This is a genomic window from Amycolatopsis sp. Poz14 (assembly GCF_006704225.1).
Lineage (GTDB): Bacteria > Actinomycetota > Actinomycetes > Mycobacteriales > Pseudonocardiaceae > Amycolatopsis > Amycolatopsis nivea.
Genome location: NZ_JACLHD010000001.1, coordinates 7684181 through 7707950, shown reverse-complemented (window position 1 = coordinate 7707950; position 23770 = coordinate 7684181). Strand labels below are relative to the sequence as shown.

The following is a 23770-nucleotide window of genomic DNA, read 5'->3' as shown; positions in this document are numbered from 1 at the left end:
ATTGAATGCCCTCAAGAATCTTGCTCATGAGGCCGGGCGCACGGTGTCGCGCGGCCCCGTGCGCGGCAGACGTCATCTGCAACCGCCACTGACTGCGGTCTCGTCGGGTCACGCACCGGAGGCACTGTGGAGACGGAGGGCAGATCATCGGCGCGGGAACCACCGATCGACCGCAAAGCGTGCGGAAGCCAGGTGCCTGGCCCGAAGAAATCGCCCTGCCCATATCGTCGTCGTTGACCAGATGGTCCAGCCCGTCCTGGCAGGTCACCCACACGGGACGTATCGAAGGAGCCAGTGCGCCCCGGCCATCCCGACGCTGCTCAGCGTCGCCTGAGCACAGGCCGTATGCAGACTCGTTGAGCACTTGAGCCAATGCCTGCATGCCACAGCCTCCTTCCGGATGTCCGGTCGCGTTCGTGCTGGTAATGACCATCGGACGAAGCCGGGGCGCATGTGGAGGCCAAACTGGGGCCATTTGCGGCTGGTTTGAGGCCAGGCAGGGCCCTCCCGCCGTTTCGGGCCAAACAGAGGCCACTTGCGGCCGATTCGGGGCCACTGGCGCTTGACTCGCGCGCGATCGATGATTGCTAGCTACGGTGGATGGAGAGGAGGCACACGGGATGGCCGATCGATCGCCGCGTACGCGGTTGGAGCAGCTGCTGTTCGCGCGGAATCTGTCGCTGAGCGATTTCGTACGACAGTTCTCCGAGCAGGCGGATGATGCAGGAATTCGTGCGCACACCTCGGAGCGTTCGGCGAAGCGGTGGTTGCGAGGTGATCCCGGCAGCCCTCGCGCGGAGTCCCGCCGAGTGCTGGAGTGCTGGTTCGACGAGCCGACGGAAGAGCTGCTCGGTCCGCCGAAGGCAGAGCTTGCCTCTCACCGCAAGTCCCCACGGAGCGAACAGGAACTGATGGTGAACGCCGCTCGCGAGTCGTCCGAGCACGCTATCGAGTCGTCCTCGGCAATTGACCCATCCGCGCTGGAACAGCTGCACGCTGCAGCCGGACAAGCAGCCCGTGATTACTACGTGACGCCGCCCCTGACCATGCTGACCGAGTTATTGCAGCAAAGGGACACGATCTACAAGCAGCTCGACCGGACGCACAAACCCCGGCAGCAAGCGGAACTGTACCTGCTCGCAGGGCAAGTATGCGGACTGCTGTCCTCGGTGTCGTGGGATCTCGGAAATGCCGACGTCGCCGAAGAACAGGCGCGCGCGGCCTACACCTACGGCAGCATCATCGATCACCCGTCGTTGCGCGCGTGGGCACGTGCGTTGCAGGTCACTGTGGCCTTGTGGTGCCGCCCGCGTCGCGCTGTGGCCATTGCGGAGGGAGCGTTGGAGGACTCGCCGGCGGGGACGGCCAGCGCTCGGTTGCATAGCGTTCACGCGCGCGCTCTTGCGCTAAGCGGCGCTCGCGACGAGGCACAGTCCGCACTTGACGCAGCGGCGACTGAGCTTGATCGCGCGGGTGATGACAGCTTCCTGGACGAGGTCGGCGGCGAACTCGCTTTCGACCGCTCGCGCGCAGCATTGTGCGGTGGCGCTGTCTACGTCGCGCTTGGCGACGGTCGGCGCGCTGAAACCGAAGCTAGCCGTGCGATCGCGTTGTTTGGTCAGATGCCCAGGGAACAGCGGTGGGGTGCAGGTGCGCTGGGTGCGCAGGTAGACCTTGCTACAGCCCGAACGTTGCACGGCAATCTCGCGGGCACCCAGGACGCGCTGGTGCCAGTGTTCGCGCTTGAGCCAGCTCGGCGGACCGAAGCCATCACGCAACGGCTGTCCTCTCTTGGCCGCATGCTCGGTCAAACCCGTTACCGCGGCGCGATCGAGGCCGCGCATATCGGCGAGGACATCGAGGACTTCACCGCCGCGAGCCTTGCCCGCATGACTGCCCGTCCGGCCTTGCCGTCCGGGAACTAGCGGACAGCAAACTGGCTTACCTGGCGAAGTTGCGGCTGCGTTCGTGCGCGTCCCATGCATCGAGGATCGTGCGCTCTTTGTCCGGATCGATGCCTTGCTCGCTGGCGCGCTCGTGTTCAACGGTGCCTGTGCCACTGCGCAGCCATGCCCAGGTCGCGGTCGCGGTGTCGAACAGTGGTCGGGTAGTCAAGCCTGCCTTACGAGCCTTCGCGGAGTCGACGGCCCAAGCACCACGGTAGGTGCGCCAGAGCGGCAATTCGGTCCACTGCGCGACGCCCTGGGCGGCGAGCCAGTCCTCGTCGGTGATCCAGGTGAAGGTTGCATCCGATTCGGTCACGCGCTGGCAGGCGGTCAGGAAGTCAGACATCGTTTCCCCTCCGCTGGCGGTTACGTTGAAGGTGCCGACCGGCCCGTCCGCCTTCGCGGTGTGCAGGGCGAAGGCGGACACGTCGCGGACATCGACAGGTTGGACGCTCCTGCTGGGCTGGCCCGGTGCAAGCACCCTGCCGCCGCGCGCGACACGGTGCAGCCACCAGGGAAGCCTCCCGACGTACTCATAGGGCCCGAGGATCACGCCGGGCCGCAGCAGCACGGTGCGGTCGGGGCCAAAGACCTCGGCAACGGCGCGTTCGCATCCGGCCTTGCCGAAGCCGTAGGTTGAGGGGCCGGGATCGCCGTCGTAACCGAAGTCGGGTCCGGCATCGCTGGGGCACTCCAGCACAGCCGAGTTCTCCGTGAGCGGTTCGACCGGCCAGCCCTCGTACACCGACACGGTGGAGATCAGCACGTAGCGACCCACGGCTGGGGCGAGGGCCGTGGCGATGGCGAGAGTCTCGCGGGGGACGAAGCTGCTGGTATCCACGACGGCATCCCACGGTCCGGCCGCAGCGAGTCGATTGAGGTCTTCCGACTTTGTGCGATCCCCCCGGATGAGGGTGACACCGGGGACATCGTTCCCGGCTTGCCCGCGTCGGAAGGTGGTGACCTCCCACCCCGCGGCGAGAGCATCTTCCACTACCGTGCGGCCGAGGAACCAGGAGCCGCCAAGGACCAGCAAACGAGCCATGCCGCCATCCTGACGGATGCCATGATGGCCCGCTACAGGCCTATGCGCACCGCCACTCGGTGAGCGCCACCCGTTGAGGCTGCGGACGAGTCGCCGCTTGCGGCCACGGCAGCCCGCGCGCCGCTGGCGGCTCGACCTCGTTCCCGGCCACGATCAGCCGCCCTAGCCAGCAGCGCCGTCGCCAGGAACGGTGCCAGCGGGTCGTCCACCCGATCCGAGCTCGCACGCACCGGCGCGTTCGTGCTGCGCAGAGCCATGCGCAGGCATGATGAGCGAATGTTCTTGACAACAGCCGAGACCACTTTGATCGGCGTGGCTCTCGGCGGCGGATTTAGTTGGGGGTCTGCACGGATCATGTTGGTCGCGACGCGCAGCAGCGATCATCGACAACGGATCTGGACTCGAACCGTCGACCTCTATGAGCAGCTTCTATTTCAAGCGCGCACCTGGGCATCGATCCGCGAGAAGGCGATGCAGACCTTACTGACCGAGTCCGATCGCGAGATTCTCTCGCTGGACGTTGCCGAACGCCAAAGCCTGCTGATCCGTCTGGAGATGTTCGGCCATCCGCAGGTCCAGGCAGCTTTCGAGCGATACGCAGATGCGCACTGGCAGTGGATCGCCTCCGAACAAGCGCGGCAGTTCGCGTTCGAACAGAACACGGAAGCCGTCGCGTGGCAGGGGCTTGAGCAACCAGTTTCCGGGGATGAGATCGCCCGGCTGCGGGAGAACCGGCAGGCAGCGAACGATTTGGCTGACCAGCAGCACACTGCGTTGCGCGGCGCTGTTCGGGGTGTTGTTCACCGTGTTCCCAAGAGCCGGTGGTTCCGCCGCAATCTCGGCTGATCACCCAGGGCCTGCGCGTCGGCGGCGTTACGCACAACCGACCGCTCAGCCCGACGTGTAAGGCCCATACCTTGCGGCTCGGCTCAGCCTCAAGCCGCACTTGCCCGGACTACCTCAAACGAGTGAACCTATCGCTGTTTGTGTCTCCCTGACCACTCTCCGGCATACCTTGGTGAGTCAAGATCGCCGGTCCGGGAGAGCCGTCGGTCGGTTTGGCTAGCTCCGGGGAGGGAGCGAGCACATGCAATCTGGCGTGCGCGGAAACTTCGCGGCAGCTCTGCGGTGCGGTGAGTTCCGCACGATGTTGGTGACCGAGACGACGTCGGTTGCTGGAGATCAACTTGCCCGGGTTGCCCTGGCGTTGCTGGTCTACGGTCGCACGAACTCGGCGTCCCTCACTGCGTTGAGCTATGCGTTGACTTTCGTGCCGGCGGTGTTGGGCGGTTTCCTCCTGTCCGGCCTGGCAGACCGGTTTCCGCGTCGCACGGTGATCGTGGCGAGCGATGTGGTCCGGGGCTGTTTGGCGATCTCGATGGCGATTCCCGGCCTCCCGTTGCCGGCGTTGTGGTGCATCGTCGGGGTGTTGACGTTGGCCGGCGCTCCGTTCAAGGCTGCACAGCTGTCCCTTCTGCGCGACGTGCTTCCGGAACGGCTGTACCAGGCGGGGCTGGGCTTACGGCAGATCACCACGCAGACTGCGCAGGTAGCCGGTTTCGGATTGGGCGGCGTGCTTGTCGTCGCGGTCCAAGTCGAAGGAATCCTGCTGCTCAACGGTGCGACGTTCCTGTTGAGCGCGCTGGGCGTCTTGCTCGGTGTGGCAGCCCGTCCGGCGTCTCGGGACCGCTCGACGGCAGCGGATCTGTCCGCTGCGAGTCGCGATTACCGGCCCGGCCGGCAGCTCGTCGCGCCGGTGATCTTGATTTCGCTTGTCGGACTGTTGGTCGTTCCCGAAGGCATTGCCGCGCCGTATGCAAGCACGTTCGGCGCGACATCATTCGCTGTCGGCGTGCTGATGGCGGCGGATCCCGTCGGCAGCGTCCTGGGCGGATGGTGGGCCAGCCGCGGGGAGCCGGTAACTTCGTCGCGAGGAGTGGTGGTTCCGGCGGTTGCAGCGGGTCTTCCGCTGCTGGCCTCAGCCATAATGCCATGGCTGGCCGGGGCTGCCGTGCTGTGGGCGATGTCGGGCGCGCTGTCCACGGTTTATCTGATCCGCCTGCAAGGAATCGTTGCCGAGATCGTGCCGGACCGCAGCCGCGGGACCGTCATGGGCAGGATGAGCACCTGCCTGCAGACCTCGCAGGGAGTCGCGATTGTCGCCGCCGGCCTTGCTGCAGACCAGGTGGGGCCCGTGACCACTGTGGCGGCGTCCGGGCTCATTGCGTTTGTGCTTGCTATTGGTGCTGCGATCGTTTGGAAGGGGGCCCGTCCGCGTCAGGTGAGATCTGCCGAGGACGAGCCCGCGTCCGGAGCGCGAACGCCGTCACCAGTCCTTGCTGCGCATGAAACCCCCTCCCGGGACATCCAGCCGCAGGAAGGGCCGAGCCTGGGACAGACAGGTCGTGTAGCCGCAGCCCTCCCCGTGGGAACGGAAGCGAGTTCAGTATGCAGCATGTAACCGATCCGGGGCAGCCTCGCGGACTGACCCGGGTGAAGCGCTGGGAGTTCTGGTCACACCCTGTGCGTGTCCGTGCGTTTGTGATGACCGTGGTGCTGGCCGCGACGACAGTCACGGTCGCCGACGCGGTATCGGCTCGGGTGACGTTCCAGGACATCCGCAGTTGCCTCGTTCTCGTCGGGCTCGGGATCTGCGCAGCCGAGATGGCACGCCAGGTCGAGCGCCGCCGCCGCCGGTTCGCCGACACCCCGCACGTGAACTTCTCCTCAGTCTGGACGTTCGCAGCATCCCTCGTGCTTCCGGGCGTGCTGACGGTAGCTGTCGTGGTGGCGCTCTACCTGCACCTGTGGCTGCGGAGCTGGCGCGGCATCCCAGGTGTACACCTGCACCGAACGCTGTTCAGCGCCTGCAACGTGATCTTGTCCTGCCAGATGGCTGCATGGTGCGCCCGCAGCGTGTCCGTTGTTCCGATCGGACACGACCTTGGTGCTATGAGCTTGCTCGGAGCGGCCGCGGTCGTCGGGACCTTCTTCACGGTCAATTCGGCCCTGGTCGGCGCCGTTATCGGGTTGTCGCTCGGCGCATCCTCGCGGAGGCGGCTGACCGGCCCGGCGAACGAAAACCTGCTCGAACTGGCGACGGTGTGCATGGGCCTGGTTACTGCGGTGCTGCTCACGCTGACCCCCTGGCTGGTCTTTTTCCTGGTCTTCCCTTTGTATGCGCTGCATCGTTCGGCGTTGGTCCGGCAGTTCGAACACGCGGCCACTCGCGACTCGAAGACCGGGTTATTGAACATAGCCAGCTGGCGCGCCCTGGCGGACAGCGAGCTGAGGCGAGCGGCGAAGACCAACGGGTGCCTCAGCATCCTGCTGATTGACGTCGATCACTTCGCTCTGGTGAATGTTGTTCACGGCGAGGACGTCGGCGATCGTGTCCTCAAGGCAGCAGGAGCGGCGTTGAGTTCGGTCGTGCGAAACACGGACTTGTGCGGGCGACTCGGCGGTGACGAGTTCGTGGTGATGCTGCCAGGAAGCAGCGCTGACGAAGTCCTCGCCATTGCGCATCGTGTCCGCGACTGCATCGCCGCAGTCGAGGTTGCGTCAGCCTCTGGAGACTCGCCCCGGATCACCGTCTCGATCGGCACAGCGGCATACCCCGCCGCCGGAACTGACCTGGACGACTTGCTTCGCGCTGCCGACAATGCCCTCTTCGCGGCCAAGGACCGTGGACGTAACCAGGTGGTTGTCAGCTAGAGGGCGTGGTCTCGTCCAGTGCGGCGATAACGTGCCGCTGGGCAGACCAACTGGCTAGCGGCCTCAACATGCTCAGCAGCTCCTGGCCGTCCGCGCTGAGCCGGTACCAGACCTTGTTGAACCTGGTGCCTTCGGCACGACGCTCGATCAGCGCGTTGGCTTCGAGCCTCCGCAGATGACTGCTCAGCACTTTTGAGCTGAGCGGCTTCGCATGGCTAGTCCAGCCCTGCTGTTCCTCGGCTTTGTTCACCTCGTCCAAGAGTTCCGTGTAGCTCCGCTCGCCGACCGCGAGGGTGGCGATGACCGCGACTGTCCACTGTCCGCTCAGAAGCGTCAGCAGCTCATGAAGGCTCCGGCGGTACGACACGTTCCAGTCGTTCACTACTCGGTGTCTACACGATCACAGCACGCCGTGCCATCGCGGCGCGAACCCGCTCGACCGAGACCGGCGACATTGGACTGAACGGGTGATAACCCGTCGTGCTACTCCAAAGTCGCACGGGTTCTTACGTTGCAGTCGCACGAGGTCAGCGGGCTAAACCTGGGAATCACCCGGGACAACTGCCCCGGGGACGGAAGCAGCGAGGTGCCCGGCAGCCGAGCGTCAAGCCGGGTGCCTCGCGTCCCGCCGAGAGGAACGGATCCAGCATCCCGGCGGCGCGCCTGACGAGCAGTTGCGCCTACGGCTCGCCTGCTCGCACGCGATAGCCAGATGCGTGGCGGACAGTTCGTTCTCAGACCCTTGGAGACACGATGGAACGCAGAAACGCACCTGGTTTGGCAGGGCCAGTGCGCACCGCGATCTTCCCGGACGGGCCGGACTCCCTGCTTCTGAATCCCGCGGTGTCAGAAGCTGAGTTGCGTAGAGAACGTGTCCGCGCGGCACTCAGTCCGGCCATCTTCCTCCCTTGTCTAGGCGGCATTGTCGTTACGCTCGTCGGGCTGATGACCGGAATCGGTGTGGTCGTAGTGTGCGCGGGCGTTCTGGTCGTCGGCATGAGCATCCTCGCTGGCCTGGACAACGTCGCCCACTTCCTGACCGATCATCGTCATGATGCCGGGAGTTCGTGTCGGCTGGACCGGGTACGGGGAGAGTTCTTCTTCCGCGGCCGCGACTTCAGCGAACTCGGCGAGGCGCACCACGCGGCGCGGATCTTGATCGACGGCGTGGGAGAACTGCACCGCAGTCCGGCACGAGCCTGGATCGACCCGACGATTCCGGGCAAAGTGCATCGACTCGTGTGGCAAGCGTTGTGCTGCCTGGACCGAACGCGGGCAGCCCGCTGCCTCGCCGTCGAACTGGCAGCAGATCCCGGTTCCGCGGTCGGTCACCTAGCGGCCGCGGCCCGCGAGTCGGTCGGCGTGATCGATGGCGCGCTCAGCGAGGTCGTCTGGCATGTGAATGCTTGCCTCGTGCTGGTCCGGGAGTGGGAAGGAAAGCTCCGGCGCGCTGAATTGGCCGACCTCACGGACCACACGCTTGCGGCGCTGCCGGCCGATGCCGATGTTCGCCACCTCGCGGAGCTCGCGGAGGCGTTGCCTCAGAACGTATTCGCTCGCGTCACCGCCGCACGAGATCTCCTCGGTGCCGGAGCTTTTCCGTGGGAGCAGCGCCTGCCCGGTTCTGCAGGAGAGGAAGGTTCGTCGTGATGCAGGAATCAGGACCGCTGGCCGACCAGCCGTCGGAACTCGCCATCGACCCGTCCGCAGGCTCGCAAATCGCACCTTGCGACACCAATCAGCTGGCCGCTGAACCCGATGGAATTGGCGAACATTCAGCAACCCCAGCCGACCCTCACAGCGTTTTCCGTAACCGGGGAGCAGTCGATGATGTTAATTCCGGTGCTCGGAGCCGCCAGTGTCGTTGCGGGACCATGCTTGCTGGCAGCAGCGGAACGAACGACCGGCACCACCATGGCGGCAGGCCGGTCCGCGCGCACGGCATTGACCGCGGGCATGTCGACGGCGACGGCAAGTCTCGGCTGGATCGGGTTGCTCAAGCTCGGCGCGACGCCGATCTGGGTGGCGTGGTGCTGGGCGTGCGCGCTGGGATGCGGCTTGACGCTCACCGACCTGCGTTGCCGAAGATTGCCGTTTCCGATGGTGGCAGCGCTGGCGGGCGGAGGTGCCGCACTCCTGCTCTTCGACGCGATCGCGCACGGAACCTGGATTCGATTCGGCTTCGCCTGTGCGTCGATGGTGACGTTGCTGGGTCTTGCGCTGCTGGTTCAGGTGTGCGCGCCGGAACACACCGGAGGTGGCGACACGGCCTTGTATGCCGCGCTCGGGATCTACCTCAGCTGGTCCGGATGGGACGGTTTGCTGCGCGGCCTGCTGATCGCCAGTGGGCTCACCGCACTGGTAGCGCTTGCCGTCGCGCTGTCGTCCAAGAGAGTGAATTCGCGTTTTCCCGCTGGCCCGCCACTGATTGTCGGCTCATTGGTCAGCATCTTGTTGTCCTAGTCGCGTGGCAGCCGTCGCAAGAGCAGACTGCCACGGGAATCGACACCACAGGAGACGGGGAGGATCTTGTGAACAACTTCGGTGCTGGTCGTCGGCAACTACGCGTCGTCCTGGCTAGTGCGGCTGCCCTGCTGCTGGCGGGCTGCAGCGGTGGAAGCGTGCCAGCACCGACTTCGCCGTCTCACCTGTCGGCTCCGACGCAACCGTCCTCGGCCCCCAGCTCATCGGGCACCGAGCAGCGTCAAGCGGTCGAAGCTGCCTACCGTCAGTTCTGGCACAGCACGTTCCACACCAGCGACAAGCCTGAAAGCACTTGGCATGACGCGGTCGCCGCAGTCGCAGTTGATCCACAGCTCACAACGGCCTTGGGCGCGATGCAGACGCAGAAGCAAGCCGGGATCACGGTGTACGGCGATGTCACCGCTCGAATAGTCTCAGTTCAGATCACCGATGTATCGGCGAAAGTAGTCGACTGCCAGGACGCTTCGAAAGCAGGCCAGGCGGATGCCAAGACTGGCAAGCGGAAAACCGTTGGCGTACCGCGGAATCCAGTCAATGCGGATCTCAAGCGTGATACGGCTGACGGTCGGTGGAAGGTTGCTCAAGTCACGTTCCCCGGCGGGACATGCTGATGGTTCGCCGACGCATTGCGCTTGTCTCGACCGGCGTCCTGTGCCTGTGCGGGCTATCGGTGACTGGCTTGCCGGCACCGGCCCTGGCCGACCCGCCGTCATCGAGCAACGACGATGGCCAGGTCATCGTCGTTCCGGGAGACGTATCCGGTCTGGTTGCGCCGCCGCACATCGACATGCGGGCGTTGGATCAACGGGGCCAAGCACCTGTGCGGCCTCGCGGTCCTGGGAAGAAGTCGGCCGGTGCCAGTGGCCAAGATCGGCAGGCCGCACAGGGCTCGGGTGATTCTGAGGATTCGCCTAACGGGCTTCCGCCGGGTTGTTTTGTGGGTGGTTTCGGCGCAGGGGGCACTCCCGGCGCTGGCCGGCCCGGTGGTAGCGCGTTCGGAGTACGGTGTCTCCCTCCGCTGCCCGCGGACAACGCACCGGTACCGCCGGGCGGCGCGCCTGCACCCCCGCTGTTGCCGACTCCGGCGCAGTTGGCGGCGCAGGCGTTCGAGCAATTGCGTCTTCCCTTGCCAGTGCCGCGGCATTCGCCGGATGTGCGGCTGCCGGACGGGCGGGACGCGACGATCGTCGGCGAGAACACCTGGGTGTGGACTGATCGCAAGGTATGGCATCCGGCGGTGCGGCGAGTTCAGGTCGGGCCGGTGTGGGCGGAGGTGACCGCAACCCCGGCGGGCATGACGTTCAACTCGGGCACGGGCGGATCGACGTCATGCTCGGGGCCGGGCGCACCTTACGACCGGTCCTTCGGCCTGCACGCTGCCAGTCCGGATTGCGGATTCGTCTACACCCGCAGCTCTGTCGGACAGCCGGGTGACCAGGCCCGCGCGTCGTGGGCGATCCAGTGGTCGGTTAGCTGGGTCGGGTCGGACGGAACCGCTGATGTCGGCGGGGACTTCCCGCAGATGCAGTCAAGGGCCGGCGCCAGCTTCGCGGTCGCCGAGGTACAGGCGTTGCGCGCGAAATAGCGCACCGAGAATTCGCCAGACAAACAGTTGCACATACGAAATCCACGCTTCCGGAAATGAGTAAGGAGTTTCCCGGTGGGTACTGCTCTGTCTTTTTCGCAGCCGCGCTCAGCGCGTGCTGACGACGCGGCGCTCCATGAGCGGCTTCGGGACGGTGACGAGCCGCGGGTGCCGCGTCGGCGGCGGTGGTGGCTGCTCGGCGTCGCGGTCGTGCTGGCGACCGGGGCCGCCTTCGGCAACTACGCCCTGATCGCGGGCCAGGACGAACGGGTCGATGTCGTTGTGCTGACGCGGGATGTGGGCTGGGGTCAGCGAATCGGCGACACTGATCTTGGCATCGCGAAAGCGGTTCCCGGCCAAGGACTGTCCGCGATTCCTGCCGCTGACCGCGCGGAGGTGGTCGGTCAAACCGCACGTTCGGCGTTGCCCGCCGGCAGCGTGCTCGCACCTGGCCAGCTGTCCGCGCAGCCGGTTCCTGGTCCTGGTGAGCGTCTGGTCGGGCTCGCGGTGAAACCGGGGCACCTGCCCGCCCGTGGCCTGTCGCCCGGTGACCTGGTCCAAGTCAGTCCGATCGCGGGAGGAACCGGGGCCGACCTCGGACAGCCGTCGGCGAGCGCGTCCGGGCCGTTTCAAGCACGGGTGGTGGGTACCGGTCCGCCGGACTCGACTGGCGCGGTCACGGTCGACGTCGTCGTCGGCGCGGATGCCGCGTCCGCGGCGACCGGTGCTGCTGCGGGTCAGGTCGTCGTGGTCCAGCTCGGGCCGGGCGCGTAGGAATGCGAATTCGTCTGGAAGGGCGGTGAGGGTGTTGGCGATGATCACGATCGTCTCGGGCAAGGGATCACCCGGCGGGACCACGACGTTGGCCGCCCTAACGGCGGCATGGCCCGCGCCGGTGCTGCTGGCCGACTGCGACCCCGCGGGCGGCGATCTCGCACCGGGCTGGCTGGGCCAGTGGCTCGTGGCCGGCGCGATCCGCGCCGATCGCGGCGTGTTGTCCCACGCGACCGCAACGAGGCACGCGACAGCGGGAGACCCGGCTGCTCTGCTTGAGCACGTTCAGACGGTGCCGCCCGCACGGCACGTGGGGCTGCTCGCGGGGCTGACGTCGCCGGGCCAGCACTCCGCGATCAGCACTGAGGGGTGGACGCGGTTGACCGCGTCGCTGGCCGCGTTCCGAACCCGGTCCGGACGCCCTGCGGACGCGTTGGTCGACGTCGGCCGCTTCGGCGCGGCCACGCCGTGGCCGTTGCTGGTGGCCGCCGATCTGGTCCTGCTGGCAGTCCGCCCGACCCCGAGGCACGTACTGGCCGCGCGCCCAGTGCTGGCCGAACTCGCCGAGCAGATCGTGCCGGAGCGGCTCGGCCTGGCGGTGTGCGCGTCATCGCCCGCAGGCGCTCACGAGGTCCACGTCGCGTTGGGCCGGGCTGTCGCTCTCGAACTGCCAGCCGACGAGCGGACGGCGGCGGTGCTTTCCGACGGAACCGACGCGGGCGCTGTGCCGCGTCGATCGCCGCTGTTGCGCACCGCACGACGGGCAGCGCGCCGGCTGCACGGTACCTACCACAACTACACGCCTGCCGAGCTGCGCGTTCCGGCACCACGCGTGTCCAATGACGTCCTGACAGGAGCAACACGATGACGTTGCACCACAACGGATATAGCCTGTCCAACGGACCCGGAAGCTACTCGGTCCCGGCACCGCAGGCACGCAGACTGCCATCGAGCACCACGGCAGAGGGGCAGCTGGACTCGCAGGCCGTTCGTGCTATCCGGGAATCGGTCGCGGCCCGGCTTGAACGCGTCGCGGCTGGGGAGACCCATGTGGACGTGCCGCTGTCAGCGGCGGAACAACAAGCGCGGATGAGCGCGTACGTTGCCGAGGAAGTCGCTGCCTGGGTTGTGCGCCGCGCTGCCGACGGGCAAGCGCCCCTGTCCGTTGAGGACGAACGGCGGTTGACCCGTGCGGTGGTGGCCGCGTTGTCCGGGCTGGGCGCGCTGGAGGAACTTCTGGATCGCGAGGATGTCGAGAACATCCATGTGCACGGTTGCGACCGCGTTCTGCTGGAGCTGGCCGACGGGTCGGTCGAGCGATGGCCGTACCCGGTGGCCGACACCGACGCCGACCTCGTGGAAATGCTGGCCGCGATGTTCGCCCGACAGGGCCAGACCAGCCGCGAATTCAACGCCGGCCGCCCGTTGGGAAACCTGCGCATCAGCGCTGGCGGTCCGCTGGGCGCCCGGGTCGCAGCCGTGATGGAAGTCAGCGACCGGCCGCGAGTGGCGATCCGCCGCCACCGCCTGGTCGACGTCACCCTCGACGATCTCGTGGCCAACGGCACGCTCGGCCCGGGGATCGCGTCGTTCTTGCGCGCGGCAGTGCTCGCTGGCTGCAACGTCATCGTTACCGGTGGTCCTGCGGCCGGGAAAACGACCCTGCTGCGCGCGTTGTGCGCCGAGATTCCGGACTATGAGCACGTCGTGACCGTTGAGGAGGAGTACGAACTCGGCCTCCACATCGGAGCGCGTCTTCTGGTCACTCCGCTCGAAGCCCGGCCCGCCAATAGCGAGGGGATCGGCGAAATCACCCTGGACGACTTGCTCAAGCAGACCTTGCGCCACTCGCCGAGCCGAGTGATCGTCGGGGAAGTCCGCGCCGGAGAAGTCACTGCGATGCTGCGTGCGTTGGGCAACGGCGCGACTGGCGGCATGTGCACCCTGCACGCGACCAACGCGTCCGCGGTGTTCGACCGGATCGGCGCACTCGGGCAGCTGGCTGATCCGCCGTTGGCGATCGAAGCTGCCCACCAGTGGACCGCCTCGGCGATCGACCTGGTCGTGCACGTCGCCCGCACCGACCACGCCCACCTCGGCGCACACCACCGGCAGCGCTGCGTCTCCGAGATTATCGAAGTCGGCCCGGTCGGTGATTCCGGCCGCCCGGACACCACCAGGATCTTCGCGCCACGCCCGGCCGATGGCCGCGCGGTTGCGGAGTACGCCCCCAGCCGCGACCTGCTGGAGCGTCTGGAGCGGCACGGTTTCGACCGCGCCTGTCTCGACACCGCCGATGCACGGGCAGACACCGAAAATGTCACTGGTTTCCCGGCTGGAGGCCGACGATGACAAGCGTGTGGCCGAGCCTGATCGGTCTGCTCATGGTGCTGGCGCTTGCCTGTGCGGTCGCGGCATTCTCCACGCCCGCTCAGGCACCGGCCGGGGCGCGTCGATCGATGCGGCGACGGGACCACTGGCGGTCTTTCGAGGAGCGCCTGCCGCTGCGGCGGACAGCGGTGGCGCTGGCTGCGGGCGTGGCGGTGTGGTGGACAACGGGGTGGCCGGTCGCCGCGGCGGTGGCGGTCGCCGGAGCGGTGACCGTTCCGGTTCTGGCCCGTGGGCAGGACGCACAGCGGCTGATCACCCGGTTGGACGCTTTGGCGAGCTGGGTGCGTCGGCTGGCTGACGTGCTGGCTTCCGGCGCGGGCGGTTTGGAACAGGCGATCGCCAGCTCGGCCCGCACCGCCCCCGACGCCTTGGCCGCCGAGATCGGGACGCTCGCGGTGCGGCTGCGCACCCGCGGGTTGGAGCAGGCTTTGCGCGCGTTCGCCGACGACGTGGGCGACGAAGCCGCCGACGAGGTCGTCCTAGCCCTGATCCTGCGCGCACGCGCGGGCGGTCGCGGCCTGGTCGACGTTCTCGACGCCAAAGCCGTTGCCCTGGAACGAGAGGTCGTCGCTCGCCGGGACATCGAAGCCGACCGTGCGAAGCCGCGCACCGACGTGCGCGCGATCCTGGGGATCACGGTGGTTCTGCTGGTCGGGCTGGTGTTGTTCGCCCGGGAGTTCCTCTCGCCGTTCGACGGGGCGTTGGGCCAGGCGGTGATGGCCGGGATCGGAGGTCTGCTCGGCGCGGCCGGGTGGTGGATGCACCTCCTGACCCGGACCCGACGACCCGCTCGCCTGCTCGGTGCTGCGTCGCGCACGCCCGCGGCCATGCCGACGCCGAAACGCACTGCGACTGCGAGTGCGCAGCCGGATACGGAGGCACGGCAATGACCCCCGCAACTGCCGCCGCTGTCCTCGGAGCGCTGTGGGGACTAGCGCTGGTGTGTGTGCTCCTGGCGCTGCTGCGCCCGGCCCCAGTCAACCTCGCTGCCGCAGTGGCGGAGCTGGACGATCTCGCCGCGCGCCGCACGGATCCTGCGCTGCCGCGCGGTCTGCGGGCGGCTCGATTGCGCCGCCTGGCCAGGTACTCGGCGCGATCGTCGAGCCGTTGGTGGGGCATCCCGGCCGACGATCTCGACGTGCTCGGCCAGACCGAGGAACGCTACCTCGCCCGCCGCCTGGCGTGGGCCAGCGGCGCGGCCGCCGCAGTCCTTGCGGTGGCGGGGTTGGCGTGGTTCGGCGGCATGAGCCTGTCCGGCACGGCGGTGGTGCTGGCCGTGCTGGCTGCCGTCGTCGGCGGATCGGTCGTGCCGGTGCTGGCTGTTCGGGAGGACGCCGACGGGGCGCGCGAAGAATTCCGCCGTGCCGTCGCTGCATATCTCGACCTGGTGGCCCAGGAACGGGCAACCGGACGCGCGCCGAGCCAGGCGCTAGGAGAAGCAGCGGTCGTCGGTGATTCGTGGGTGTTCGCGCGGATCAGCCGAACACTAGGCCAGGCGATGCACGCCGGGCACACCCCATGGGAAGCCTTGTCCCGGCTGGGCAAACGGATGGGAGTGGTCGAACTCGCCGACCTGGCTGACATTCTGGCCACGGCTGCTGACGGTGCCGCGATTTACAGCACGCTGGTCGCGAAAGCGGCGGCATTGCGCTCCGCCGCGCTCGCCGCAGACAAGGCCGACGCCAACTCTCGCTCGCAGCGACTCGCGCTCCCCGTCGCTGTCCTGCTGATCGCGTTTCTTCTGATGGCGATGTATCCGGCGCTGATCCGCCTGCTGACCGGAGGCGGCTAGCCCAATGACCAGAAACCGTTGCAGCGCAGCATATTACGTCGCCAAACCAAGGAGTTGACCACCCATGCCTCAGATTCTGCACCACCGTCTGGCCACTGCACGGCACCGTGCAGCGCAGCTCAGGCTAACTGTCGGCAGTCTCGCGATGCTTCTGTTCGCCGCAGTCGCTACCCGCTGGGAGCGGGTGCGAGCTTCCGGCGATCGCGGGTCAGAGAGCGTGGACAAGGCCGTCCTCGTTGCCATCGGCCTCGCGGTGGCCATCGGACTCGCCTTCGCGATCCGGGCCGTAGTGGAGGAATTCCAAGGCCAGATCAAGAAATAACACAAAGGAGGCACGCAAGATGGCCACCAGCGAAGAAATCGAACTCCGTGTCGAATCGGAAGACTCAGCCCGCAGCGCCAAACGATCCGCCGCAGCGAAACGAATCGGCGAGCTAGCAGAACGCCGCTCTGCGATCGTCAGCGAACTCAACGACGTCGAACGAGAACTGGGCGAGGTTCTCGTCGACTCCAGCGCCGTCATCGAGATCGGCGAACTCGCGCGGTTCACCGACGTCGCTGCCGCCGACCTCACCCGATGGCTGGAAAACCAGCTGAAGAACCAGAAAGGCGAGCGAGCCAAGCGAAAGAAGCCGACTCGCGGGTCCGGCCCGAACAACGCCTCGCGGCAGAAACCGGCGACGGTCCGCACGCCGAGCATCGAGAAACCCGCCACGCCAGGGGAATCTCCGGGTGCACAGGAAGCCGCAGCAGGGACTCCGGCGGGAGTTTCCTGATGCTGCGCGAGCAGCTTGGCCGGTCTGCAGTTCGTGCCGTACTGACTCGGCTACGGGCCTTCCGCAGCGCAAGGGTCAGTGCTGACAGCGGGTCGGAGTCGGTGGGGCTGGCAGTACTGTTCCCGGTCGTCCTGGTACTGATCCTGTCGGCGGTGCAGGGCGGTATGTGGTGGCATGCACACGCTGTCGCTGCCCAAGCCGCCGAAGCCGGTGTCGATGCCGGACGTCCAGTCGGCGGCACGAACACCACGGCAGCCGAGGCAGCCCGGTTGTTCGCCGCACGTGCCGGGCACGGGATGCTCACTGATCCCGACGTTCAGGCCACGGTCACAGCAGACACCGTCCAGGTTGACGTGTCCGGGACCGCGGTCCGGCTGGTGCCCATTCCCGGCCTGGATATTCGCGTGACAGCATCCGCGCGCGCGGAGAAGGAACGTTTTACAGCACCCGCTCTCTCCGCGGGAGACGGTTCATGAGCTACTCGACCCGAATCGGACGCGGCTGGACGTCGCGCTGGAGCGACACGGGCGCCGTCAGCATCGAGGCCGCTGTCCTCGTGCCTGTTGTGCTGTTCGTGGGGTTGCTGATCGTCGCCGGCGCCCGGGTCAGCTCGGCACAGCAAGCGGTCGACAACGCGGCCAGCGCCGCAGCGAGAGCCGCGTCGATCGCCCGCAGTCCGGCGGCCGCGCTACAGGCCGGAACCCGCGTCGCCCGCGAACGGCTCGCTCGCGAAGGCGTGACCTGCCAGGAGTCCAGCGTCTCGGTGGATGCCAGCCAGATCGCCCTCGGCCGTGCCGGACAAGTCCGGGCCACAGTCGAATGCCGTGTCGCTCTCAGCGACCTCGGCCTCCCCCTCCCCGAAGGAACACACACGATCACCGGCAGCTTCACCAGCCCGGCAGACCCGTACCGAGGCATCCCATGATCTATCGAAAAGCACCGCAGGACGTAGGGTCGATCAGCGTCATGGTCGCGGTGCTGGTACCCGCCCTGCTGCTTGTTTTCGCTTTGGTGGTCGATGGTTCCGCGCGACTGCGCGCGATCGCCCGCGCCGACGCCCTCGCCGCTGAAGGCGCTCGCGCGGCCAACACCGCCGTGGACACCCGCAGCAGCCGCATCGGAATCGACACCGCGACAGCAGCGCGCACGGCTTCCGACTACCTTGCCCGCGCCGGGCAGACAGGAACGGTCAGCGTCACTGGACCCCGCACCGTGGGCGTGACGGTCACCGTCACCGAACCCGCTCCCATCGGATTGTTCGGCCGCAGCATCGAAGCCACCAGCACCGCGGTGGCCGTCCTGGGCGTCGGCACGCGCGACGGCAACCTGCCATGACCACCGCGGTAGTGCAACGGATCCGCGGCGCGCTGGCCGCGCTGGCGCTGCTCGCCTTCGTCGCCGGGATACCTTGCGGATTCCTTGCACTCGGTGCCGATCCTGCCCGCTTGGTTCCGGACCGCTGGCCCGACCCGGTACCGATCAGCCAGTGGCCCGAACGGATCTGGAGCATGCTGCGGTGGGCATGGCTGACCGGAGACCTCGTGCACTGGCTGTTCGTCGCCGCGGCGTGGGCAGGCTGGTTGCTGCTGACCCTCTCTGTCGTTGTCGAGGTGATTCGCCAGACAGGACAAGGGATCCGCACCGCGCGCGGAATGCTGAACCGCGTTCCGCGCGGCCAATGGATCGCCGGTCTTGTCGCCGCCGTGCTCATGGCAGCCTCGGCAGGCACCGCTACCGCCTCCGGCCTGCCCGCCACCCCGGCATCGGCGACCGCGCCACCGTGGCCCGGCATCCAACCAGGCACCGCCACCCGGCAACCCGCAACTCCAGCCGCCGACGCCCGCACCCTCGACACTGCCATCGTGGCCTCCGATCGACCGCACCATGCGAACACCGTGCCGTACACCGTGGTGCACGGAGACACACTCTGGGGCTTGGCCGGACGGCATCTAGGCAACGGCACCCGCTACCACCAGATCGTGCGACTCAATCCCGCCTTGCTGAAGGACCCCGGCGAGCTGGAACCTGGCTGGATTCTGCTGCTACCGGGCGATGCGGTCGGCCTTCCCCTGCCCGTCGATGCCGAGGCGACCGGTCGCACGGTGAACGTGGCGACCGGGGACACGCTTTCCGACATCGCTGAACGGGAACTCGGCGACCCGGATGCCTGGCACACGCTCTTCGACCTCAACGCAGGCCGTGTCCAGCCCGACGGACGCGTGCTGCGCCACCCCGACCAACTCCTCCCCGGCTGGCAGCTGTACCTGCCCGCTGCGTCGACACGGCCTTCCGAACCTGCGCAACGGCCCGCACCGGTGCCTCCATCCGCTGCTCCGCCACAAGCGGCAACTTCGCCGCCGAGCGCCAGTTCATCCGCGGTACCTACACCACGCGCAGCACCAGACCACGACACTCAGCCCGGCACCGACCCGGTGTCGCTGCCCGAGGGCGGGCTGGTCGGGCTCGGCCTCGCGCTGAGCGTGACCGTCCTGCTCTTCCTCGCCCGCCGCCGACGCCGCGCCCGCCGCATACCAACCGGCGACCTGACTCCACCCAATGCTGACGGGACCGAGCCGCCGCAGCCCGGTCCCGCTGTCGGAACGCTCGCCACGGCCGTCCTCACGCGCCACACCGCATCCGAGGACGACGAAGCCGGGCACGTCGGCGCGGACACCGCCGGACGCGGCAAGCCAATCGACGTCGTCGTCGCCGAACACCGGCGTACGTGGCCGCCCCCCGCCCCCGTCCTGACCGCGTACACCGGCACTACCACGCAGACCACGGACCTGGCTGCATCCGGCGGGCTGGCACTGGCCGGCCCCGGCGCGGCGTCCGCAGCCCGAGCCGTCCTGGCCGCCGTGCTGGCCGTCGACACTCGCTACCCTGCCCAAGCGCTGCTGGCCGACCCCAGCACCGCTGAACTCATCGCCGGACGACCAGGGAAGACACCTCTGCACGAAGCCCCCGGCATCCAGATCGGCACCGACGAAACGACCGCACTGGCGCAGCTGCACACCGAACTCGCCCGGCGCGCCCGGCTGCGGGACGAAGACCAGCTCGACGCCGATCTCCAGTCCGGCACCGTTCCGCGTGATCGCGGTCCGAGTCCCGCCGAGGTCACCGATCCGGTACCGCTGCTGCTGGTGCTGGTGCGCCCGTCTCCGCAGCATTGGCGGGAGTGGGCCACGGTCCTCGCCCAGGGAATCGGGGTCGGCATCCACATCTTGTTCCTCGGCGACAAGCGTCTCCACGATGTCGGCGGCTTCAGGGGCCTGTCCGTTGAGACCGACGGCACGGTTGAGGCCGTGTTCGGCGACAGCGGTGTCGAGGCCGGAGCCCGTGCGGAGATCCTGAACCCTGCCGAAGCTGACGAGGTATGGCACCTGCTCGCCGCAGCCCGCGCACCCGCCCCACGCCGAGCCCCGGACACCGAGACGACCGACCACACCGACTCGGACAACCGCGACGAGCCCGCCGGACACGCCACACGGGCCCACGCCTCGCGTGACGACCAACGGCCGGCGTCGACACGGGAGTCGGTCGCCCTGGTGCGCCTGCTCGGCGGCGTGCGCGTGGAAGCCGGAGGGAATCACGTCCGGGGATTGCGGTCCCGGGCCCGGGAAGTCCTGGCCTACCTCGCCGCCCACCAGCACGGCACGACCGCGGACACGTTGCGCGAGGCGATCCAGCCCGATCAGCCCGCTGCGCGCCTGCACGAGGCCGTCTCCTTCGCCCGCAGCGCACTGCGCACCGCCACCGGCCGCGACGACGAGCAGTTCGTCCTCGCCGAATCCGGCCGCTACCGACTCGACCCGGCCAGCGTCACCGCCGACGTGTGGGACCTCGACGACGCCCTCACCCGCGCCCGCACCGTCGGCGATCCGGCTACCCGCCTGGCATCCTTGCGGCACCTCGCGAAGCTGTGCCGCGCCGGAGCACCCTTGGACGGCGTCAGCTACTCATGGGCCGAAACAGTGGCCGAGCACTGGCGCAGCCACGTCATCGACGCACTCGTCGCTCTCGCCGACGACGTTCGCGACCACAACCCGGACGAAGCCCTCGACGCGCTCGCCATCGCCATCACCTGGGATCCTTACATCGAAGCCCTCTACCGGCGTACTATGAAACTGCAACGAGACCTCGGCCGATACCCGGCCGCCCACAGCACCTACCAGCGATTGTGCACAAATCTTCGTGACATCGATCTGGAACCAGCGCCCGGGACCGCTGCACTGCTAAATGAATCGCCTTTGCCGATTTAGCGAAATCCGCATTCCGCGACTGACCGTGTGCACATCCGGAAGTCGTTCAATCGAACGGAAACCTCTGCTATGACCGCAAACCCAGGGGCCGTCAGGGGTCATCCAGGCCGTCATCCTGGAGATCGGAGACTCGTCATCTTAAGGATGCCCCCTCGCTGACCACCCTTGCATCGGCAAGAGTGCAGGTCAGCTCGTCTTGCCCCGCGCGTCCAACGAACCCGACTGGTCACGATAACCACACCGCCTGAGCTGCAGCAGCCCGCACTTATTCCTTCCAAGAATCGGCATGCACAATCTCGTTCAATTTAGTTCCATTAAACTGAAAACTCGCGATGTGACCCATGGTTTTTGATTATCCGTCACGCAGTGTGCGAGCAAGAAAATTGCATTCGACCATGGCCAATCTGTCGAACCCGCGTCGATCGCACAGTGATAGGACTGTAGCATGCCGAGGCCGTTTACGGAAGTCCGCCAAACGGACCCGTCAAACAGAATATACGCGAGGCCGCAACGATAAGATTGTTTGACTTTTCGGTTCAGCTTTCGCAAGACACCGGCCTGTTCCCGCCCCGATTGGCGGCTTACTAGCTGTGTCGAATCTGGAGCAGTTGCCGCCAGGCGGCAAAGGCCGCTCCAGACTTGGCCCGGTTGGATGTCGGCGGGGCAATAAGGCAAGCTTCCCTCATGCGATTACGGCGACTGCGGCCGATGTGGCGATGTGGCGCTACCGTCCGCTCTGGCATCATATGCCGGAATTCGGTTCGTCTACCCTGGCAACGCTGCAGAATCCACAACAGAGAGGGCAGGACACTGCGAGCCCTCAACGTCGAACCATCGCCGGACGAGGCCGAACCTGCAATGTCTCCAGGGGATGCCGCGCCGGCGACAGAGGAGGTCGAAGAGCAAGCCCAAGATGATGCCGCTGCTTCCCCAGCAAGTCCGACGGCTCACCAGTCAGTCGAGATCAACATATCGTCCGGTCGGACTATGTCGACCGAGCAACTTGCCGAGACGCTACGCGAGCACTCCGACGGCAACGCTCGACTCATAGTCAAGTACTACGTGCACGCTCGTCGGCAAACCGCTATTAGCTTTATGCTCAGTATCTCCTTCGCTGTCATCGGGTTTGTCGTCTTCGGCCTCGCCGCAGCCAGCTACCTGCACAACCCGGACCAGGCAGGCGGTGCCATCGTCGCCACGGTTGCCGGAGCGGTCAACGAAGCAATCGGGTTTCTGTTCTTTCAACGCGCTGACAAAGCAAGAGATCTGATGATTGCCATGATCGACCGCCTGCGGACCGATCGTGAAGCTGACAGACAATTCATCAGTGCACTTGGTGTAATTGACCAGGTTCAAAATCTCGCCGTGCAGGATTCGCTGCGTGCGGCTATCGCAATCCAGTTTGCTGGCTGTTCGCCCACATCGCTGTCCGATATTTCGTCTCTTGCTGAATCCAAGGCTTTTTCCCAGGCCGCGAAGGACTCGCCGAACATCTACGTCAACGGCCCCTCCGGCTTTTCTGGCAACGGAGCCGACGCCTCCTGAGGAGAAGGAGGGCAGGCTCCGCCATGCGGGAGCGCGAGCTGCGCGCTCGCGGTCCAGGGCGAGAACGGCGATCCACTATCGGGGACTGCGCCGGGACTGCTCGCGGACCGACAGAAGAAGCAGGTTCCTTGATCAGCAGGAGGCAAACGATGACCCTCACACCGACCTTGCCCGAGACTGCGGCGACCACGAACGATACGGTCGTGGTGACTGTTCCAGACTCGCTGCATCGCGAGCCGCAGGACAGTGTTCGTCGTGCGCTCGCCGCATTCACCCCTGACCTGGTCGCCCGGACCCGCGCTCGCATCCAGGCCTACAACGAGGCAGGCAGGGACCGCATCTACTTCTCGGACTTCCGCCACGTCATGACCGACTTTTCGGAACACGAAGTCAGCCAGGTTGTGGAACTGCTGGTTGATCTCGGCGAACTAGGCCCGGACGACGGCCGCTACTGTCGCACCTACCCGCTACAAGGTTAGCCACCTGTCGGGATCACCAGCAGGCAGCTAGATATTGATCAACTGATGCTTGTCGCTGCGGCCAGTCGCCGTGACGGCAGCCGGGTTCTCTTGCCTGCAGACGCCGAGCACGCCCCGTTGTCGAGGATGGTGCCGACAGACGGCAGAATGTGCCGATGAGCGCGCTGCAGGATGCCGTGTGGGTCGTGGGTTTGGTTGGCGGTGGCGGACTGGCCGGCTGGATTGGCCGGGGAATGGCGAAGGTCGGCTCATACCGGGAACTCCGGCGGGCTCGTAAGCTGCGATGCTGGTCCGGCTACATCAATCGGGGGATGATCGCCAGCTGGTACGTGCGGCTGGTCGAGGAACCCACGACGCCGACGGCCCGCGTGGTCCTGGAAGTATGCCAAGGCGGTCCGGACGGCAAACCGGACTTGGTGAACGCGCACACGATGCGCGAACGGATCAAAACGGACAAGATGCTGGCACGTGTACCCACGACGAGCGAGTACGAATTCCTGGCGGACCTCCACAAACAGCGCGGCTACGGCCGCGACCCGGACGCCCAGCCGATTCACTGAACCTAGCGCCAAGCGTGGTAGCTGCCGAATTTCGGTCTCGCTAGACCCCTGACCAGGGGGAATCCTTGGGACCTTGGTCAGCAGGTGCTGCGCGCTGACTCGGGGGCGCAAACGCGCCGTTCGGGGCCGTCAGGCGGCGCGCGACCGAGGAACTCGCCCCGGATCACGCCCACTTACGCCAGCGCGCGAGCCCTCGTCCTGGAGACGCGACGCGAGCAGCGAGATCCGGTCGCCGCACTTGTGAGCGCCTCGTCCGCGTGGCCCGCGTTCCGCGGTGCCTGTACACATCACGATCCGACGCACAATCTCGAGATTGCGCGGCGAAGTGCCTTTTGACCTGGAGCTACTGAGCGTCCGTGGTGACTACAATCTGGCCATGAGTCAGTGCACAGCTCCGGTTCGGGGCCATCGAACCGC

The 23770-nt window shown here is 66.9% G+C and carries 24 protein-coding genes; 22 read left to right on the top strand and 2 right to left on the bottom strand.

The genetic code is table 11. From position 1 onward, the window contains the following. The first annotated feature begins 620 nt into the window (after window positions 1-620). The gene (locus tag FKO37_RS35775) at window positions 621-1925 is read left to right on the top strand and encodes a hypothetical protein (RefSeq protein WP_238607397.1); all 1305 of its coding nucleotides are present in this window, start codon (window positions 621-623) and stop codon (window positions 1923-1925) included. A gap of 16 nt (window positions 1926-1941) precedes the next feature. On the opposite strand, the gene FKO37_RS35770 is transcribed toward FKO37_RS35775, so the two are convergent. Further along, a complete protein-coding gene (locus FKO37_RS35770) occupies window positions 1942-2991 on the bottom strand; it encodes an NAD-dependent epimerase/dehydratase family protein (protein ID WP_238607396.1) in 1050 nt (349 codons plus the stop codon). A gap of 276 nt (window positions 2992-3267) precedes the next feature. On the opposite strand from FKO37_RS35770, the gene FKO37_RS35765 reads away from it, so the two are divergent. From FKO37_RS35765 to FKO37_RS35755, 3 genes are all read left to right on the top strand, one after another. Then, window positions 3268-3837 (top strand): hypothetical protein, encoded by a 570-nt coding sequence (locus FKO37_RS35765; RefSeq protein ID WP_238607395.1) that lies wholly within the window; start codon window positions 3268-3270, stop codon window positions 3835-3837. Window positions 3838-4078: 241 nt separating this feature from the next. Then, a complete protein-coding gene (locus tag FKO37_RS35760; protein ID WP_238607394.1) occupies window positions 4079-5452 on the top strand; it encodes an MFS transporter in 1374 nt (457 codons plus the stop codon). An 83-nt stretch (window positions 5453-5535) separates the two neighbouring features. Beyond that, on the top strand, window positions 5536-6705 hold the full coding sequence (locus tag FKO37_RS35755) for a GGDEF domain-containing protein (RefSeq protein ID WP_238607393.1): 1170 nt from the start codon (window positions 5536-5538) through the stop codon (window positions 6703-6705). Here the strand turns inward: FKO37_RS35755 and FKO37_RS35750 are convergent. Beyond that, window positions 6698-7087 carry a helix-turn-helix domain-containing protein gene (locus tag FKO37_RS35750; protein ID WP_238607392.1) on the bottom strand — a complete coding sequence of 130 codons (390 nt, stop codon included), beginning with the start codon at window positions 7085-7087 and terminating at the stop codon, window positions 6698-6700. The genes FKO37_RS35755 and FKO37_RS35750 overlap by 8 nt on opposite strands. A 407-nt stretch (window positions 7088-7494) precedes the next feature. Here FKO37_RS35750 and FKO37_RS35745 point away from each other — a divergent pair, with 407 nt between their 5' ends. The 18 genes from FKO37_RS35745 (at window position 7495) to FKO37_RS35660 (ending at window position 23353) form a co-directional block, all read left to right on the top strand. After that, complete coding sequence (locus FKO37_RS35745; RefSeq protein WP_238607391.1) at window positions 7495-8355, top strand: hypothetical protein; 861 nt, start codon at window positions 7495-7497, stop codon at window positions 8353-8355. Window positions 8356-8463: 108 nt separating this feature from the next. Then, entirely contained in the window at window positions 8464-9168 is a 705-nt protein-coding gene (locus FKO37_RS35740) for a methyltransferase (protein ID WP_238607390.1), read from the top strand. Between the two features lie 68 nt (window positions 9169-9236). Beyond that, window positions 9237-9800, top strand: a complete 564-nt coding sequence (locus FKO37_RS35735; RefSeq protein WP_238607389.1) for a hypothetical protein — start codon at window positions 9237-9239, stop codon at window positions 9798-9800. A gap of 461 nt (window positions 9801-10261) precedes the next feature. Then, the gene (locus tag FKO37_RS35730) at window positions 10262-10774 is read left to right on the top strand and encodes a hypothetical protein (protein WP_238607388.1); all 513 of its coding nucleotides are present in this window, start codon (window positions 10262-10264) and stop codon (window positions 10772-10774) included. Between the two features lie 75 nt (window positions 10775-10849). Further along, on the top strand, window positions 10850-11548 hold the full coding sequence (locus FKO37_RS35725) for an SAF domain-containing protein (RefSeq protein ID WP_238607387.1): 699 nt from the start codon (window positions 10850-10852) through the stop codon (window positions 11546-11548). Between the two features lie 40 nt (window positions 11549-11588). After that, window positions 11589-12416, top strand: a complete 828-nt coding sequence (locus FKO37_RS35720) for a hypothetical protein (RefSeq protein WP_238607386.1) — start codon at window positions 11589-11591, stop codon at window positions 12414-12416. After that, window positions 12413-13900 carry a CpaF family protein gene (locus tag FKO37_RS35715; RefSeq protein ID WP_238607385.1) on the top strand — a complete coding sequence of 496 codons (1488 nt, stop codon included), beginning with the start codon at window positions 12413-12415 and terminating at the stop codon, window positions 13898-13900. Before FKO37_RS35720 ends, FKO37_RS35715 begins: the two co-directional genes overlap by 4 nt. After that, entirely contained in the window at window positions 13897-14829 is a 933-nt protein-coding gene (locus tag FKO37_RS35710; RefSeq protein WP_238607384.1) for a type II secretion system F family protein, read from the top strand. The genes FKO37_RS35715 and FKO37_RS35710 overlap by 4 nt, the downstream gene beginning before the upstream one ends. Further along, window positions 14826-15731, top strand: coding sequence for a pilus assembly protein TadB (locus FKO37_RS35705; RefSeq protein WP_238607383.1), 906 nt, complete (start codon window positions 14826-14828; stop codon window positions 15729-15731). The genes FKO37_RS35710 and FKO37_RS35705 overlap by 4 nt, the downstream gene beginning before the upstream one ends. 64 nt (window positions 15732-15795) lie before the next feature. Further along, the gene (locus FKO37_RS35700) at window positions 15796-16053 is read left to right on the top strand and encodes a hypothetical protein (RefSeq protein ID WP_238607382.1); all 258 of its coding nucleotides are present in this window, start codon (window positions 15796-15798) and stop codon (window positions 16051-16053) included. Window positions 16054-16072: 19 nt separating this feature from the next. Continuing rightward, window positions 16073-16507 (top strand): hypothetical protein, encoded by a 435-nt coding sequence (locus FKO37_RS35695; protein WP_238607381.1) that lies wholly within the window; start codon window positions 16073-16075, stop codon window positions 16505-16507. Next, window positions 16507-16983, top strand: coding sequence for a TadE/TadG family type IV pilus assembly protein (locus FKO37_RS35690; protein WP_238607380.1), 477 nt, complete (start codon window positions 16507-16509; stop codon window positions 16981-16983). The genes FKO37_RS35695 and FKO37_RS35690 overlap by 1 nt, the downstream gene beginning before the upstream one ends. Further along, window positions 16980-17432, top strand: coding sequence for a TadE family protein (locus FKO37_RS35685; protein ID WP_238607379.1), 453 nt, complete (start codon window positions 16980-16982; stop codon window positions 17430-17432). The genes FKO37_RS35690 and FKO37_RS35685 overlap by 4 nt, the downstream gene beginning before the upstream one ends. Beyond that, window positions 17429-17842, top strand: coding sequence for a hypothetical protein (locus FKO37_RS35680; RefSeq protein WP_238607378.1), 414 nt, complete (start codon window positions 17429-17431; stop codon window positions 17840-17842). Before FKO37_RS35685 ends, FKO37_RS35680 begins: the two co-directional genes overlap by 4 nt. Further along, window positions 17839-20769, top strand: a complete 2931-nt coding sequence (locus FKO37_RS35675; protein WP_238607377.1) for a LysM peptidoglycan-binding domain-containing protein — start codon at window positions 17839-17841, stop codon at window positions 20767-20769. Before FKO37_RS35680 ends, FKO37_RS35675 begins: the two co-directional genes overlap by 4 nt. 987 nt (window positions 20770-21756) lie before the next feature. After that, the gene (locus tag FKO37_RS35670; protein ID WP_238607376.1) at window positions 21757-22314 is read left to right on the top strand and encodes a hypothetical protein; all 558 of its coding nucleotides are present in this window, start codon (window positions 21757-21759) and stop codon (window positions 22312-22314) included. Window positions 22315-22463: 149 nt separating this feature from the next. Further along, window positions 22464-22793: a hypothetical protein gene (locus FKO37_RS35665; RefSeq protein ID WP_238607375.1), complete on the top strand. Its 330-nt coding sequence runs from the start codon at window positions 22464-22466 to the stop codon at window positions 22791-22793. 155 nt (window positions 22794-22948) lie between these two features. Beyond that, window positions 22949-23353 (top strand): hypothetical protein, encoded by a 405-nt coding sequence (locus tag FKO37_RS35660; protein ID WP_238607374.1) that lies wholly within the window; start codon window positions 22949-22951, stop codon window positions 23351-23353. Window positions 23354-23770 lie beyond the last annotated feature (417 nt).